General features: G+C 70.1%; 14 protein-coding genes. 9 read left to right on the top strand and 5 right to left on the bottom strand.

Translation table 11 applies throughout. The annotated features are described in order from the left end of the window. Nucleotides 1-40: 40 nt before the first annotated feature. On the bottom strand, nt 41-1,093 hold the full coding sequence (gene zapE, locus AB4078_RS14950; RefSeq protein WP_440731831.1) for a cell division protein ZapE: 1,053 nt from the start codon (nt 1,091-1,093) through the stop codon (nt 41-43). A gap of 178 nt (nt 1,094-1,271) precedes the next feature. Here zapE and AB4078_RS14955 point away from each other — a divergent pair, with 178 nt between their 5' ends. Then, nucleotides 1,272-2,165, top strand: a complete 894-nt coding sequence (locus AB4078_RS14955; protein WP_440731832.1) for a sulfurtransferase — start codon at nt 1,272-1,274, stop codon at nt 2,163-2,165. Nucleotides 2,166-2,184: 19 nt separating this feature from the next. Beyond that, nucleotides 2,185-2,634 (top strand): SufE family protein, encoded by a 450-nt coding sequence (locus tag AB4078_RS14960; RefSeq protein WP_441977787.1) that lies wholly within the window; start codon nt 2,185-2,187, stop codon nt 2,632-2,634. Nucleotides 2,635-2,666: 32 nt separating this feature from the next. On the opposite strand, the gene AB4078_RS14965 is transcribed toward AB4078_RS14960, so the two are convergent. Beyond that, nucleotides 2,667-3,842, bottom strand: coding sequence for an alpha/beta hydrolase family protein (locus AB4078_RS14965; RefSeq protein ID WP_441977788.1), 1,176 nt, complete (start codon nt 3,840-3,842; stop codon nt 2,667-2,669). Nucleotides 3,843-3,867: 25 nt separating this feature from the next. Here AB4078_RS14965 and AB4078_RS14970 point away from each other — a divergent pair, with 25 nt between their 5' ends. The 4 genes from AB4078_RS14970 (at nt 3,868) to AB4078_RS14985 (ending at nt 9,206) form a co-directional block, all read left to right on the top strand. Further along, complete coding sequence (locus tag AB4078_RS14970; protein WP_441977789.1) at nt 3,868-4,449, top strand: DUF3000 domain-containing protein; 582 nt, start codon at nt 3,868-3,870, stop codon at nt 4,447-4,449. Continuing rightward, a complete protein-coding gene (locus tag AB4078_RS14975; protein WP_440731836.1) occupies nt 4,442-5,638 on the top strand; it encodes an HRDC domain-containing protein in 1,197 nt (398 codons plus the stop codon). The genes AB4078_RS14970 and AB4078_RS14975 overlap by 8 nt, the downstream gene beginning before the upstream one ends. A 209-nt stretch (nt 5,639-5,847) precedes the next feature. After that, nucleotides 5,848-7,053 (top strand): thiolase family protein, encoded by a 1,206-nt coding sequence (locus AB4078_RS14980; protein WP_441977790.1) that lies wholly within the window; start codon nt 5,848-5,850, stop codon nt 7,051-7,053. 8 nt (nt 7,054-7,061) lie between these two features. Then, a complete protein-coding gene (locus AB4078_RS14985; RefSeq protein ID WP_441977853.1) occupies nt 7,062-9,206 on the top strand; it encodes a 3-hydroxyacyl-CoA dehydrogenase NAD-binding domain-containing protein in 2,145 nt (714 codons plus the stop codon). A gap of 64 nt (nt 9,207-9,270) precedes the next feature. Here the strand turns inward: AB4078_RS14985 and AB4078_RS14990 are convergent, their stop codons facing one another. Genes AB4078_RS14990 through AB4078_RS15000 form a run of 3 tightly spaced genes read right to left on the bottom strand, consistent with a single transcriptional unit; the run spans nt 9,271 to nt 13,457 of the window. Further along, nucleotides 9,271-10,896, bottom strand: a complete 1,626-nt coding sequence (locus AB4078_RS14990; protein ID WP_441977791.1) for a GMC oxidoreductase — start codon at nt 10,894-10,896, stop codon at nt 9,271-9,273. Then, entirely contained in the window at nt 10,893-11,795 is a 903-nt protein-coding gene (locus AB4078_RS14995) for a diacylglycerol/lipid kinase family protein (protein ID WP_441977792.1), read from the bottom strand. The genes AB4078_RS14990 and AB4078_RS14995 overlap by 4 nt, the downstream gene beginning before the upstream one ends. 3 nt (nt 11,796-11,798) lie before the next feature. Then, nucleotides 11,799-13,457, bottom strand: a complete 1,659-nt coding sequence (locus AB4078_RS15000) for an FAD-binding oxidoreductase (protein ID WP_441977793.1) — start codon at nt 13,455-13,457, stop codon at nt 11,799-11,801. A 20-nt stretch (nt 13,458-13,477) separates the two neighbouring features. Between AB4078_RS15000 and AB4078_RS15005 the strand changes: the two genes are divergently transcribed. From AB4078_RS15005 to AB4078_RS15015, 3 genes are all read left to right on the top strand, one after another. Continuing rightward, nucleotides 13,478-14,077, top strand: coding sequence for a TetR/AcrR family transcriptional regulator (locus AB4078_RS15005; protein WP_441977794.1), 600 nt, complete (start codon nt 13,478-13,480; stop codon nt 14,075-14,077). Then, nucleotides 14,074-15,600, top strand: a complete 1,527-nt coding sequence (locus tag AB4078_RS15010) for an FAD-dependent oxidoreductase (RefSeq protein WP_441977795.1) — start codon at nt 14,074-14,076, stop codon at nt 15,598-15,600. The genes AB4078_RS15005 and AB4078_RS15010 overlap by 4 nt, the downstream gene beginning before the upstream one ends. A 65-nt stretch (nt 15,601-15,665) precedes the next feature. Then, nucleotides 15,666-16,358 (top strand): TetR family transcriptional regulator, encoded by a 693-nt coding sequence (locus tag AB4078_RS15015; protein ID WP_441977796.1) that lies wholly within the window; start codon nt 15,666-15,668, stop codon nt 16,356-16,358. Nucleotides 16,359-16,382 lie beyond the last annotated feature (24 nt).

Here is a 16,382-nt window from a genome sequence, read left to right on the forward strand (position 1 = left end):
GATCCGCCGCTGTGTGAACAGCGTGTTTCGCGCGTCCGGATCAGCCGGCGACGGGGAGCTCGGCGTGCGAGAGAGCGTTCAGACGAGAGATCGCACGCAGGTACTTCTTGCGGTAGCCGCCGCCGAGCATCTCCTCGCTGAAGACCTCGTCCAGAGGACGTCCGGTCGCCAGGATCGGGATCTGCGCGTCATACGCGCGGTCGACGAAGGCGACGAACCGCAGCGCCTCGGACTGGTCGGTGAGCTGGCGCACATCGCGGATCCCCAGCGCCTCGACTCCGGCGATGAGGCGGATGTAGCGAGACGGGTGCACCTGCGCGAGGTGCTTGACGATGTCGTCGAACGCGTCGTCCGAGACGCGGTGACCTGTGCTCAGCACCGCGATCCGTTCGGCGTAGTCCTCGCCGGACAGCGCCACGGCGTGCCCGTCCAGCGCGCGCTGGCGGAAGTCGACGCCGTCGATGCGGATCGTCTCGAAGCTGTCCGACATCGCATGGATCTCGCGGAGGAAGTCCTGTGCGGCGAAACGGCCCTCCCCCAGCGCGTTCGGCGGGGTGTTGGAGGTGGCCGCGAGCTTCGTGCCGGTGCCGACGAGCTCGCCGAGCAGTCGGGTCATCACCATGGTGTCGCCCGGGTCGTCGAGCTCGAACTCGTCGATGCAGAGCAGATCGGATCCGCGGAGCAGGTCGACGGTGTTGCGATAGCCGAGCGCGCCGACGAGAGCCGTGTACTCGATGAAGGATCCGAAGTACTTCCGCCGGGCGGGCATCGCGTGATAGATCGACGCGAGAAGGTGGGTCTTGCCGACGCCGAAGCCGCCGTCGAGGTAGACACCGGGCTTCGTCTCGGGCACCTTAGGCGCCCGCCGGAACAGGCCGCCGCGCTTGACCGGCTGCGCGCCCGTCGCGAACGTCATGAGATGCTGCTTGGCCTCCTCTTGGGAAGGGTAGGCCGCGTCGGAGCGGTAGCTTTCGAACGTCGCGCCGTCGAACTGCGGCGGCGGCACGAGCCCCGTCAGCAGTTCTGCGCCGGTCATCTGCGGCTGGCGGTCGATGAGGTGGACGACGCCGGAGGTGGCGGCCTGATCGGTCATGCGGATCCTGTGTCGAAGTCTTACCCTGCGGGTGCGCAGGGGCGCACGGGGTTCTAGTGTCGAAGAGACGGATCAACCCTACGCCGTCGCCGTCACCGGTTTCACCGCGCGTCATCGCGCGCGACGGGCCGTTCACGGACATCGTCGCCCTGCATCACCACTTCCGAGGGAGCCCCCTGTGACCGTCGAATTCGACACCGCGTCCGCATCGTTCGCCGAGTACGCCGAGCCCGGACGGCTCGTCAGCACCGACTGGCTCGCCACGCACCTCGGCGAACCGGGCCTGGTCGTGGTGGAGTCCGACGAGGACGTGCTGCTCTACGAGACCGGGCACATCCCGGGTGCGGTCAAGGTCGACTGGCACACCGAACTGAACGACCCGGTCGTGCGCGACTACGTCGACGGCGCCGGGTTCGCCGCGCTCCTGAGCCGCAAGGGCATCTCCCGCGACGACACGGTCGTGATCTACGGCGACAAGAACAACTGGTGGGCCGCCTACGCCCTCTGGGTCTTCTCGCTGTTCGGTCACGAGGATGTACGCCTGCTGGACGGCGGGCGCGACCGCTGGATCTCCGAGGGCCGCGAGATCACCACCGAGCTCCCCGGCCGCGCGGCCACCGAGTACCCCGTCGTGGAACGCGACGACTCAGTGCTTCGCGCCTACAAGGACGACGTGCTCACGCATCTGGGCAACCCGCTCATCGACGTGCGCTCGCCGGAGGAGTACAACGGCTCGCGCACGTCGGCACCGGCCTATCCCGAGGAGGGCGCGCTGCGCGCCGGGCACATCCCGACCGCGCAGAACGTGCCATGGGCGAAGGCCGTCGCCGAGGACGGCGGGTTCAAGCCCCGTACCGAACTCGAAGCGATCTATCTCGATGGCGCCGGGCTCAAGGCCGGCGACGACGTGGTCGCGTACTGCCGCATCGGTGAGCGCTCCGCGCACACCTGGTTCGTGCTGAAGCACCTGCTCGGGTTCGAGAACGTGCGCAACTACGACGGATCCTGGACCGAGTGGGGCAGCGCCGTGCGGGTCCCGATCGTCACCGGCGAGGAGCCCGGGTCGCTCTGAGCATGGGAGGATTGCGGTGATGACTGACACCGCTGCCTTCGCCCTCCCCGACGCGCTCGCAGAGATCCGGGACGCGTTCCTGGAGCTCCCCGAAGCGGACCGGCTGCAGCTCCTTCTCGAGTTCTCGAACGAGTTGCCTGCGGTCTCCGAGGAGGTCGCCGCTCATCCCGAGATGGCTGAGCGCGTGGCCGAGTGCCAGTCGCCCGTCTACATCTACCTGGAGTTGGCGGGCGGCGCGGTGACGATGCACGCCACCGCGCCCGCAGAGGCTCCGACCACGCGCGGGTTCGCGAGCATCCTCGCGCAGGGTATCGCCGGTCTCAGCCCGGAGGCCGTGCTGGCGATCCCCGACGACTTCCCGCAGTCCATCGGTCTCACCCGCGTGGTGTCGCCGCTGCGCATCTCCGGCATGACAGGGATGCTCATGCGCGCCAAGCGGCAGGTGCGCGCCCGCCTCGCGGTCGCCTGACCGATACGCGGCGGAGCCGGCCGACGGAGCCCTCAGCCCAGGGAGCTGTCCTGCGCGAATCCCTGCTCGCCGAGCCAGTCGGCGATCGCGTCGGTCCAGCGGTTCTGGTCGTAGTTCCACAGCTTCGTGTGGCGCGCGCCGGTGAACGGCGGCATGGTCACCAGGTCCGGCCGCGCCTTCGCCAGGGCGTGCGAGGCGTCTGAGGGCACGAAGCCGTCGTCGTCGCTGTGCAGCAGAAGGATCGGCACGTCGAGCTCGGCGGAGCGGGCGACCATGTCCAGCGCATCGAACGGGATCGCCTGGTCCGCACCACTGAGCCGTGCGGACCAGGGCTGTTCCAGCGCGTCCATCGCGAGCTGCGGCAGCGGATCCGGCAGCTTCATCGCCTTCGCCTGGAAGCGCAGCACCGTCCGCCAATCCACGACCGGGGAGTCGAGGATCATGCCGACCACGGCGCCGCCGTGGTCCGAGCTCACCAGGGTCTGCAGCGCGATCGCGCCACCCATCGACCACCCCATGAGCAGGATCCGCTCCGCGCCGTGGCGGAGCGCGTACGCGATCGCCGTATCGACGTCGCGCCATTCCGTCGCGCCGAGGCCGTAGGAGCCCGGACGCGTGCGCGGCCCCTCCCCGTCGTTGCGGTAGGACGTGATGAGCACCGGCAGCCCCGCGGCATGCAGGACGGGAACGGCGCGAAGGCACTCGGAGCGGGTGGCACCCCGGCCGTGCACCTGGATCACCCAGGTTGCCGACTCCGCCGGGAACAGCCACGCAGGACACGGGCCCGCAGGCGTGCCGATCAGCACCGACTCGTACGGCAGGTGCAGCTCACCCGGTGCGAGGTAGTAGTAGCCGCTGAACCCGGCGCGGCGTCCCACCTCAGCGCCCGGCTCGATCTGCGTCAACAGCTTCCGGCGCACGCTGTCGGCGTCCGCATGCAGCACCGCGCCGAGCTTCACATAGCCGGGGGTGCCGTCGACGTAGAGGCCGTAGCGTCCGGGCAGCTCGGTGTCCGGCGTGCGCGAGAGTTCGATCGTCTGCGCGCCGGTGTCGATCCAGAGCACATCGGTGTCGTTCTTGCGAGGGGCGGGGGTGACCACCTGGCGCGCGATGCGCAGCACGAGGGCGCTGCCGATCGCCGCACCCAGAGCCGCGGCGCCTGCCAGCGCGATCGCGCCGACCGTCGCGGCGTGCCTGAGACTCTTCATCGCCTCCTGACTCTAGTCTGTCCGCGTGAGCGCTCATCCCGGATCCGACGGCGTCTTCGCGCATGCCGCCGAACAGCTGCGGGCGCTACGATTCCGCGACGACATCGTGGTGCGCGAGATCCCCGCACCGTCCGGCCTCGCGCCCGATGCCCTCGCCCTCGCAGCCGACGTGCGCCCCGACGATAACGGCGACTCGCTGTACGGCACCGGGCGCTTCGTGCTGCTGCACGATCCGTCGGAGCCGGACGCCTGGACGGGACCCTGGCGCATCGTGGCGTTCGCTCAGGCGCCTCTCGAGCCCGAGATCGGCACGGATCCGCTGCTCGCGGATGTAGCGTGGTCTTGGCTGATCGACGCGCTCGCGTCCCACGGCGCGACGCATCACTCCGCATCCGGAACCTCCACGAAGACCTTGTCCAGGGGCTTCGGCGGGCTGGCCGCGGAAGGAGACGGCGCGCAGATCGAACTCCGTGCGTCGTGGTCGCCGACCGGACCGCTCGCCCCGCATGCCGAGGCATGGGCGGAGCTGGTCGGAATGCTGGCGGGACTGCCGCCCGGCTCAGAGGACATCGCCGTGTTCGGCGCCAGGAGAAACATCCGTGACTGACTACGTCGTCATCGACAACGACGAGGACTTCGTCGCCGCGGTCCAGACTCTCGCCGCAGGAAGCGGCCCCGTCGCCGTAGACGTGGAACGCGCCTCCGGCTTCCGTTACTCGCAGCGGGCCTACCTGGTGCAGGCCTTCCGACGCGACGCCGGGGCGTTTCTGTTCGATCCGATCGCGATCAGCTCGTTCGCTCCGCTGCAGGAGGCCATCGGCGGTGAGGAGTGGGTGTTCCACGCCGCCAGCCAGGATCTGCCGTCCCTGCACGAGCTGGGGCTGGAGCCCGCGAGCGTGTTCGACACCGAGCTCGCCGCGCGTCTTCTCGGCTATGAGCGCGTGGGCCTCGCGGCCGTCGTCGAGCGCGCTCTGGGCATCGTGCTGGCCAAGGAGCACTCGGCCGCGGACTGGTCGACCAGGCCGCTGCCGAACGCCTGGCTCGAATACGCCGAGCTCGATGTGCTGCACCTCGTGGATGTGCGCGACTTCATCGCCGCCGAGCTCGCAGCGGCCGACAAGACGGCGTTCGCCGCCGAGGAGTTCGAGGCGACGCGCGTGCGCCTGCCCAAGCCTCCGCGTGAGGAGCCGTGGCGGCGCCTGAGCGGCCTGCACCAGGTGCGCGGTGCGAGGAATCTCGCTGTGGCCCGCGAGCTCTGGCTGGCCAGGGAGGACTTCGCCCGCGAATCCGATGTCTCCCCCGGTCGTCTCGTCCCCGATCGCGCGCTGATCGCCGCCGTGCAGGCGAACCCGCAGAACAAGGGCGCCCTCGCCGCCGTCTCGGCGTTCACCGGTCGCGCCAGTCGCAGCCAGTTGGACCGGTGGTGGGCGGCGATCGAGCGCGGACGCGAGCGCACCGACCTGCCGCGTGAGCGAGTGCCCAGCGACGCTCCCCCGCCGCCGCGCGCGTGGGCCGATCGCAACCCCGAAGCGGACATCCGGCTGAAGGCCGCACGTGCCGCCGTCGAGGCCCGTGCGGAAGAGCTCGGGATGCCCACGGAGAACCTGCTCACCCCGGACACGCTGCGCAGGATCGCGTGGGAGCCGCCGTCGGAGATCGATGCCGCATCGATCGGTTCCGCCCTCGCCGCACGCGATGCCAGACCCTGGCAGATTGAGGAAACCGCACAGCGGATCGCGGATGCTTTTGTGGAAGCCGCGCAAACGACCGACGAGGCGCCCGGAGACGCTTCGTAGGTTCAGCCCAACCGATTCATACTCCGTTCTGTGACCCCACCTAGGCTGAGGGGACACCCCTGGAATGCGCAGACCGCGATGACACTCGGTCTCACAAAATAGGGAACCGCGTTCCTCAGGACGTGCGAAACTGTAAGTCCGGCGTGCGTTGGCTGCCGGCAGAACAACGGAGGCCTTGTCCGCGCAGCGGACGGGGCATTGGAGGCAGAGTGGCCGAGATCTCGGACGTCTTCTTCGTCGATGGAGTGCGCACCCCCTTCGGGCGCGCCGGCGAGAAGGGCATGTACTGGAACACCCGCGCGGACGACCTGGCCGTCAAGGCCACGATCGGCCTGATGGAGCGGAACACGAACGTCCCGCTGGACCGGATCGACGACGTCGCCATCGCCGCGACGTCGCAGACCGGTGACCAGGGACTCACCCTTGGCCGTTCGGTGGCGATCCTCGCCGGACTCCCCCAGACCGTGCCAGGCCTGGCCGTCGAGCGGATGTGCGCCGGCGCGATGACCAGCGTCACCACGATGGGCGCATCGATCGGCGTCGGCATGTACGACCTCGCCCTCGCGGGCGGCGTCGAACACATGGGCCACCACCCGATCGGCGGCAACGCCGACCCCAATCCGCGGTTCGTCGCCGAGAAGATGGTCGACCCGGGAGCCCTGAACATGGGCGTCACCGCGGAGCGCATCTTCGATCGCTTCCCGCACCTCACCAAGGAGCGCTCGGACCGCTTCGGCATGCTGAGCCAGCACAAGGTGCAGGCCGCGTACGACGCCGGCAAGATCCAGCCCGACCTCGTGCCGGTCGCGATCAAGGGTTCCGACGGCGCCTGGGGTCTTGCGACCGAGGACGAGGGCCGCCGGCCGCAGACCACGATGGAGGACCTGGCAGCGCTGAAGACGCCGTTCCGCCCGCACGGGCGCGTCACGGCCGGAACCTCCTCGCCGCTCACCGACGGCGCGACCATGTCGCTGCTCGCCGGCGGCGGAGCCGTCAAGGAACTGGGTCTCACCCCGAAGATGCGCATGGTCTCGTTCGCGTTCGCCGGCGTCCAGCCGGAGATCATGGGCATCGGTCCGATCCCTTCCACCGAGAAGGCGCTCAAGAAGGCCGGCCTGACGATCTCCGACATCGGCCTCTTCGAACTGAACGAGGCGTTCGCGATCCAGGTCATCTCCCTGCTCGACCACTTCGGCATCGCCGACGACGACCCTCGTGTCAACCAGTGGGGCGGTGCGATCGCGCTCGGTCACCCGCTCGCTGCGAGTGGCGTGCGCCTGATGATCCAGCTCGCCGCGCAGTTCGCCGAGCGTCCCGACGTCCGTTACGGCCTCACCGCCATGTGCGTGGGGCTCGGCCAGGGCGGCTCGGTCATCTGGGAGAACCCCTACTTCGACGGCAAGAAGCGGAAGTGAGTGCCGGAATGACGAACTACGACGCGATCGACTTCTCGCCCATCATGGCCCTCACCGAGGGCGAGGTCGTCACGCACTCCCCCGTGCGTGACGTGCGCCTGCCCTCCGGCAAGGTGCTCGCCCTCATCACGCTGGACAACGGCCGCGACCACACCCGCCCGAACACGCTGGGACCTGCCACGCTCACCGAGCTCGGCGAGACGCTCGCCGGACTGCGTGCTCGCGCAGCGGCCGGCGAGATCGACGCGGTGGGCATCACCGGGAAGCAGTACATCCTCGCCGCCGGTGCCGACCTCTCCGACATCAGCCAGGTCGGATCCCGCGACAACGCGCGCCTCATCGCGCAGCTCGGCCACAAGGTGCTCGGTTCGCTGAGCACCCTCGGCGTGCCGTCGTTCGCATTCGTGAACGGCCTCGCGCTCGGCGGTGGCGTCGAGATCGCGCTGAACTCGAACTACCGCACGGTCGATTCGTCGGCCGCGGCCATCGCGCTGCCCGAGGTGTTCCTCGGAATCATCCCCGGCTGGGGCGGGGCGTACCTGCTGCCGAACCTCATCGGCATCGAGAACGCGCTCGAGGTCGTGATCTCGAACCCGCTCAAGCAGAACCGCATGCTCAAGCCGCAGCAGGCTTTCGAGATCGGCATGATGGACGCGATCTTCCCTGCCGCGAACTTCCTCGAGGATTCGCTGCGCTGGGCCGACGCGGTGCTTGGCGGCAAGAAGGTCGACCGCAAGAACGAGCCGGGCAAGATCGAGCGGCTCACCAAGTGGCCGATCGCCATCAAGATGGCCCGCGGCATGCTCGAGTCCAAGATCGGCACCGTGCCGCGCTCGCCGTACGTCGCGCTCGACCTGCTCGACAAGGCGAAGAGCGGTTCCCGCGAGGACGGCTTCGCCCGCGAGGACGAGGCGCTCGCCGACCTCGTCACGGGCGACCAGTTCGCCGCCTCGATGTACGCGTTCGACCTCGTGCAGAAGCGCGCGAAGCGTCCCGTCGGCGCACCCGACAAGGCCCTGGCCAAGAAAGTCACCAAGGTCGGCATCATCGGTGCGGGCCTCATGGCCAGCCAGTTCGCGCTGCTGTTCGTGCGCAAGCTGCAGGTGCCGGTGCTCATCACCGATCTCGACCAGGCGCGCGTGGACAAGGGCGTCGCCTACATCCACGACGAGATCGGCAAGCTCGAGGCCAAGGGCCGCCTGGACGCGGACAGCGCGAACAAGCTGCGCGGCCTGGTCACCGGCACGACCGACAAGTCCCTCTACGCAGACTGCGACTTCGTCATCGAGGCCGTGTTCGAGGAGGTCGGCGTCAAGCAGGCGGTGTTCGGCGAGATCGAGAAGATCGTCGCCGAGGACGCGATCCTTGCGACCAACACGTCCTCGCTCTCCGTCGAGGAGATCGGCTCCCAGCTCGCCCACCCCGAGCGCCTGGTCGGCTTCCACTTCTTCAACCCGGTGGCGGTCATGCCGCTCATCGAGATCGTGAAGACGCCGTCCACCACCGACGCCGCACTGTCGACGGCGTTCGTGGTCGCGAAGGGCCTGGGCAAGAACGCCGTGCTCACCGCCGACGCCCCCGGCTTCGTGGTGAACCGCCTGCTCGCCAAGGTCATGGGCGAGGCCGCCCGTGCCGTGTACGAGGGCACACCCGTCGCCGACGTCGAGAAGGCCTTCGGTCCGCTCGGACTGCCCATGGGGCCGTTCCAGCTCATCGATCTGGTCGGCTGGAAGGTCGCCGCGCACGTGCAGGACACCATGGTGCACGCGTTCCCGGATCGCTTCTACGCGAACGAGAATTTCCATGCCCTGGCGGATCTGGCCGAGGTCGTCGAGAAGGACAAGGGCGGCCGTGTGACCGGCTTCACCAAGGCCGCGGACAAGCTCGTGAAGCAGGCCGCCGGTTCCACCCCGACGCCGGCCGCGGAGATCCTCCGGCGCGTGCAGGACGGGCTCGCGCACGAAATCAGGCTCATGCTCGACGAGGGCGTGGTGCCGGAGGTCGAGGACATCGACCTGTGCCTCATCCTCGGCGCGGGCTGGCCGTTCATCGACGGTGGGGCCTCGCCATACCTCGACCGCGAAGGCGCCTCGGAGCGCGTGTTCGGCGCGACGTTCCACACACCCGTGATCCGCGGGATCGCGAACGCCTGAGAGTTGCGCGACCGATCCGCACGACGAAGGCCGTCTCCCGAGGGAGGCGGCCTTCGTCGCTTGTTCAGGCCTGTTCCGGCCTCGGATCCGCCTCACCCCGTCGCGGCCAGTACGACATCGCGCGTTCGGCGAGGGCCGTGATCGTGAGAGACGGGTTGACGCCGGGGTTCGCCGGGACCGCAGATCCGTCCACGACCGACAGCCCGGGATGCCCCCACACGCGGTGGTACGGATCGACGACGCCGCGCTCAGGCGCATCCGAGAGCACCGCCCCGCCGAGGAAGTGAGCGGTGAGCGGGATCCCGAAGACCTCGGGCCAGGATCCGCGCGCGGACGCCGGGACGCCGGTCTCCCGCGTCATGCGGGCGGCGATCGCCTCGGCCGCGCGATGCGCCTCGGGCAGATGGCTCGGGTTCGGGGCGCCGTGGCCCTGGGCGCTCGTCAGCACATCGCGCCCGAACCGACGGCGCATGGAGAGCGTGAGCGAGTTGTCGGCGGTCTGCATGACGAGTGCGATGATGCCGCGCTCGCTCCAGCGACGCAGCGTCCCGAGTCGGAATTGTCGGATCGGATGACCCGCGACGGCTCCGAGGAGCGCGCCCAGGCGGCGATGCAGCGGCACGTCGCCCGGCACGAGGACGGTCGCGAGCGCCCCCATGAGGTTGGATCCGGGGCCGTACCGCACGTTCTCCACGTGCGTGCGATCGTCGACGTGGAATGACGTCGTGATGGCCACGCCGTGGGCGAAGCCGGCCTTTTCCGGCACCGCGGTCGAGACTGCGCCGTCCAGCGCCTCCGAGTTGGTGCGTGTGAGCCGGCCGAGCGCGTCCGGGATCCGCGGCAGGGCGCCGGAAGCCTTCATCCGGTGCAGGAGCTGCTGGCTCCCCCAGGTACCCGCGGCGAGCACGACGCGCTCCGCGGTGACGGTGCGCCGACGCCCTCGCCCCCACGCGCCGCTGCGCCGCGTCGTGACCGAGAAGCCGCCGCCCGCGAGCTCGCGGACCTCGACGACGGTGCGCAGAGCCTCGATCACCGCACCCCGCCGCTCCGCGAGGGCGAGGTAGTTCTTCATAAGGGTGTTCTTCGCCCCGACCCGGCAGCCCACCATGCAGTTGCCGCACAGCGTGCAGCCCGTGCGCGCGGGTCCCTCGCCGCCGAAGAACGGATCCGGCACGGTCACGCCGGGTGCGCCGAAGTACACGCCGACCGGAGCCCGGCGGAAGGTCTTCGCGACGCCGAGGTCCTCGGCCGCTCCGGCCATGATCCGCTCCACCGGCCCGGTGTGCGGATAGTGCTCCACGACGCCGAGCATGCGCTTGGCGGTGGCGTAATGCGGCGCGAGTTCCTCCTGCCACGGTGCGATACCGGCCCACTGCGGATCCTCGAAGAATGCGGCGCCGGGCTGATACAGCGTGTTCGCGTAGTTCAGGGATCCGCCGCCGACGCCCGCGCCCGCGAGGATCATGACGTGCGGCAGCCGGTGGATGCGCTGCACGCCGAAGCACCCGAACGCGGGAGCCCACAGGTAGCGACGGACGTTCCAGTTCGTCTTCGCGAAGTCCTCATCCTCGAAGCGGCGGCCCGCCTCGTACACGCGGACCCGGTACCCCTTCTCCACCAGCCGGAGCGCGGCGACGGAGCCGCCGAAGCCGGACCCGATCACGACGACGTCCTCGTCGAAGTCGCTCATGCCGCTTCTCCCTTCGGGACCATCACGGTCAGCGACGCCGGACGCACCCGGATGGTGCACTCCCGCTCCGCGATCCGCTCTCCGTCTGCGTAGACCACGAGATCCGGCGCGGAGACGGTGATCTGGCGCACCCGGCGATGCGTCACTTCCGACCGCATCAGATGCCGTCCGCGCAACAGCAGGGGGAACAGTGTGAGCAGCCGGGCGCGACGCAGCGGCGCAACGTGCACGACGTCCAGCAGGCCGTCGTCGGGGCGCGCATCGGGGCAGATCGGCATGCCGCCACCGTAGCTGACGGTGTTGCCCACAGCGACGAGGGTGCCGGGGGCGTCGCGCAGGGGCTCGCCGTCGCAGGCCAGCCGGAACCGGGTGGGCCTCAGCCGCACGACCTCGATCACGATCGCCAGGTAGTAACGCGCAGCTCCCCGGGGCCACCGCAGCAGATTGGTGCGGTCGCTGACCTTGGCGTCGAAGCCGAGCGCCGCCACCGTGAGGAACGGCGTGGCCCGCCCGTCTGCCGCGATCTCCCCGACGTCGATCCGGCGCGGAACACCGTGCAGCGCGAGCAGCGCGGCGCCCGCCGGGTCGCGCCGAGGCACGCCCAGGGCTCGGGCGAGGTCATTGCCGGTGCCGGCCGGCACGAGCGTCATCGGCACCTCGGTGCCCGCGATCTCGGGCAGGATCTCCGACACGGTGCCGTCACCGCCGACCACGACGAGCGCGTCCGGCGGTTCGGCGAGGGCGATCCCGACCAGGCGTCGCGTGTCCGCCGCCGAGGACCCGATGTGCACCTCGACCTGGGCACCGGCCTCTCGCAGCGCGGCCACGGCCTTGTCCGTGGCGGAAGCGCCCCGCCCCTTGCCGGAGCGCGGGTTGGCGATCAGCGCGATCCTCGGCACGTCTCAGGCTCCCGCGGACGGGGCGGGAATCGGCGTCGCCGCGCCGAGCACCGCCCCCGGGTTCATGATCCCGCGCGGGTCCAGTTCGCGTTTGACGGCCGCGAGGATCCGGATTCCCGTCTCTCCGATCTCGTCCGCGAGCCACGGCGCGTGATCGCGCCCCACCGCGTGGTGGTGACTGATCGTGCCGCCGGCCGCCATGATCGCGTCACCGGCACGATGCTTGATGTCGGCCCATGCCTCCAGCGCATCGACGCCGCGCGGGGCCAGCACGGTGAAATACAGCGATGCCCCGGTCGGGTACAGGTGCGAGACGTGGCACATCACGAACGACCTGCGCCCCGCCTCGGCGAACCCGGTCTTGAGCGCCGCCGTGACCGCATCGCGCAAGCCCGCGAGCCGGGACCACGTCGTCGCGGTCTCCAGCGTCTCGCAGAACACGCCCGCATCCAGCAGCGCATCGCGCAGGTACGGCCCGTCGAAGCGGGTACGCAGCCAGTCCTCCGAGGCGCCCTCGCCCTGCGAGGTGCCGCCGGCTGCCTGCAGCAGTGCGGCCGTGCGCGCGCGACGCGCCGCTACGTCGACGCCCTCGAACACGGTGACCGCGCTCGCGCCTTTGGCGAGGGCCTTGCCGATCTTCCCCACCTGGGCGAGGCTCACGCTGGTCTCGGCCTCGTCGGACAAGCGCATCACGGTGGGTCCATCGCCGTGCTGCGCCACGGCCCGCAGCGCTGCGGCTCCGGTCGCGAAGTCGGGGAACGTCCACGACTCCATCACGCGTTCGGCCGGCATCGGGTGCACGCGTACCGTGACTTCGGTGATGACGCCGTAGATGCCCTCGGATCCGAGGAAGAGGCGGATGAGATCCGGTCCCGCGGCGCTCCCCGGCGACCGTCCCAGCGCGATGTCGCCCGTCGGGGTCGCGACCCTGATACCGGTGACCATCGTGTCGAACCGCCCGTATCCGGCCGAGTTCTGCCCCGATGAGCGCGCGGCGGCGAATCCGCCGATCGTCGCGTAGCGGAAGCTCTGCGGGTAGTGCCCCAGCTCCATGCCGTGCCCCGCGAGGAACCGTTCCGCCTCCGGCCCGGTCGTTCCGGCGGCGAGCACCGCCTCCGCGCTCACGGCGTCGTAGCGCAGCAGGCCGGTCATCCGGCCGAGATCCAGGCTCACGACGCACCTGTGCGCACCGCGCTCGGGGTCGAGGGCGCCGACGACGCTCGTCCCGCCGCCGAACGGGATCACAGCGATGTCGCGCTCCGCGGCCAGGCGCAGACACGCGACGACCTGGTCGTGGTCGGCAGGGCGAAGCACGGCATCGGGGGTCGCCTGGTCCCGTTCGCGGCGGCGCAGCAGGTCGGGGGTGGAACGCCCCCCGGCGTGCCGGATGCGGGACTCCGCATCCGTCCGCACGTTGTCGGCGCCGAGCACCTCGGCGAACGTCTCGACATCGTCGGATGTGAAGGCGGAACGGCTCAGCCGTACGTCGGCGAGGGCGATCGCCGGCTGGGGCCGCCGGATGCGCCCGAGCAGGAGCGGCAACAGGGAACGCACGGCGAAAGGCAGGTCCTCGGCCCGCTCGGGGTCTCCCCAGCCATTCCAGCGCATCGGCGCCGTCTCGTCGATCGGATCGTCGGCGTCTCTGCCGCTCGGGTTCGTCATGCGTTACAGTGTGACAGATCATGACAAAACGTCAACCCGCGTTCGATGTCCCCCTGCCGACCTGGGACCCGACGCAGACCCGGATCCTCGAGTCCGCTGAGGCGCTCATCGCGTCGCGAGGCGTACACGGCGTGACGATCGCCGAGCTCGCCCGCCGCGCGCGAGTGAGTCGCCCGACGATCTACCGCCACTGGTCGGATGCCGACGACGTGGTCCGCGCCGCCCTGTTGCGCCGCGTGGCGAGCATCCTCGACCAGTTCCCCGAGCCGGCGACGACCCGCGCCGAGATCATCGAGGACGTGCTCCGGTTCTCCACGCTGTTCCGCGGGGACCCGGTCTACCGGCACCTGCTGACGGATGAGCCCGAGGCGTTCACGCGCTACACCCTGGAGCGGGTCGGATCCAGCCAGCGTGCGATCCTGGCCTGGATCGCGGTCTCCATCTCGGCGGCCCAGGATGATGGATCCGTCCGCCGCGATGATCCGCAGGCGATGGCGGTGATGCTGCTGCTGATCGCGCAGTCCGCACTGCTCTCCCACGGCACGGTGAGCGAACTCATCGACGAGCTCTCCTTCGAACGCGAGCTGCGCACCGCCATCGACGGGCTGCTGCGGCCATGAGCGGCTCTTCGCAACTGAACGCGCGGCGCCGGAGCGAGGAACTGCTCCGCACTGCCGAGGACCGTGTCGACCTGCTCGTCGTCGGGGGCGGGATCACCGGCGCCGGAGTGGCCATGGACGCGGCGAGCCGCGGACTGTCGGTCGTGCTCATCGAGGCCGAGGACCTCGCCTTTGGCACCAGCCGGTTCAGTTCGAAGCTCGTGCACGGCGGGCTGCGCTACCTCGCGACCGGTGACGTCGCCACGGCGCGGGAGAGCGCGGTCGAGCGCCACCTGCTGATGACGCGGATCGCCCCTCATCTCATCCGCCCGATGGCTCAGCTGCTGCCGTTCTCCCCCGCTGCCACCCCGAAGCAGCGGCTGACAGGCGCCGTGGGGTTCGCACTCGGGGATCTGCTGCGGCTGCGGGCGGGCACTCCGCACGCCGTCCTGCCCGCACCTCACCTCATCACGGCGCGCACCGCGGCTCGGTTGGTTCCGACCCTGCAGGCGGAGCGGCTGCGGGGCGCCGTGCTCGCCGCCGACGGTCAGCTCGTCGATGACGCCCGGCTCGTCGTCGCCGTCGCGCGGACAGCCGCATCCCTCGGCGCCCGGATCCTCACGCGGGTGCGGGCACTCGCGCTGCGCGCCGACGGCGCCCACGTCGAGGACGCCCTCAACGGCGAGAGGTTCGAGATCCGCGCCCGTGCCGTGGTGAACGCCACGGGCGTCTGGGCCGGAGATCTCGATGACGCCATCCGCATGCGGCCGAGCCGGGGCACGCATCTCGTGCTCGACGCCGCGGCGCTCGGGAACCCGACAGCGGCCCTCACCCTGCCGCATCCCGGATCCATCAGCCGCTTCGTGTTCGCTCTGCCGCAGCAGCTCGGCCGCGTCGTGGTCGGTCTCACCGATGAAGACGCGCCGGGGCCGGTGCCCTCGGTCGCCGTCCCCACGGAGCCGGAGATCGCGCTCCTGCTCGAGGTCCTCAACCGCGCCCTCACCACGCCGATCCGGCGCGACCAGGTCCGCGGTGCATACGCGGGGCTGCGGCCGCTCGTCGACAGCGGCGGATCCTCCACTGCGGACATCTCTCGACGCCATCTCGTAGCCGTCTCCGAGAGCGGTTTCGTGAACGTGCTCGGAGGAAAGCTCACCACCTATCGCCGCATGGCAGAGGATGCGGTCGATCGAGCAGTCGCGATCGCAGGTCTCCCCGCGGGGCCGTGCCGCACCGCCACGCTGCCTCTCGTCGGCGCGATTGCGGCTCCTTCGCGCCCCTCGGACGATCTGCACTGGCGTTACGGAGCGGAGGCCGGCCTGGTGCTGGCCCGCGCGCGCTGTGCGGATCCGCGGGAGCGCATCGCCCCGGGCATCGACGTGACACGCGCTGAGATCGAGTTCGCGGTGCGGGCCGAAGGCGCGCTGACCACCGACGACGTGCTGGACAGGCGAACCCGGATCGGCCTCGTGGACGATGACCGCTCCCTCGCCCACGACCAGGTGTCGCGCCTCGTGGCCGAGACGCTCGCCGACCCCGCCTGAATCCATCCCCCAGCTTGCGCGACCTGGCGATGGACGCGTGCCTTGCTTCGCGCTATTCTTTGAACATGTTCAGTTCAGAGTCGGACGCCACGTCGAAGCCGCTCACCCCGAAGGCCGAAGCGACAAGAGCGCGGATCCGCGCGGCCGCAATGGCCTCATTCGTCGAGCGCGGCTACCCCGACACCACCATCCGACTGATCGCCAAGGAGGCAGGCGTCTCGGTCGGGAACGCCTACTACTACTTCCCTTCCAAGGAGCACCTGGTCCAGGAGCTCTACGACCAGCAGCAGCGGGATCACGGAGCAGTAGCGCGTCCACGGCTCGAGGGTGTGACCGGCCTCGTCGATCGTCTGCGCATCTTCCTCGAGACCGGCCTGGAGACCGTCGGCGCGTATCGCGCCGTCGCACCGGGCTTCCTCAGCGCGATGGTCTCCCCCGACTCCCCGATCAACCCCCTGTCCGTGGAGTCCTCTCCCGCGCGCGAGATGACGATCGGCCTGCTCCGCGAAGTCGTCCAAGGCGCGTCGCATCGTGTGCCGGACGATATCGCCGAGCGTCTGCCCGAGGCGATCTTCCCGATGTATCTCGCGCTCATCCTCCGGTGGACCTATGACGAGTCTCCCGACCAGGCGAAGACCACCCGCCTCCTCGATACCGGACTCAGATTGTTCGCCGTCGCACTTCCGTTCCTGCGCGTCCCCGGTGTCCGCGGTGTGACCCGCGACCTCCTCGACCAGATCGCGGACGTGCGGCCATGAACGCCGAGCGGGCTGTTTCGCCCC

Source organism: Microbacterium sp. 2MCAF23, assembly GCF_052115565.1.
Taxonomy (GTDB): Bacteria; Actinomycetota; Actinomycetes; order Actinomycetales; family Microbacteriaceae; genus Microbacterium.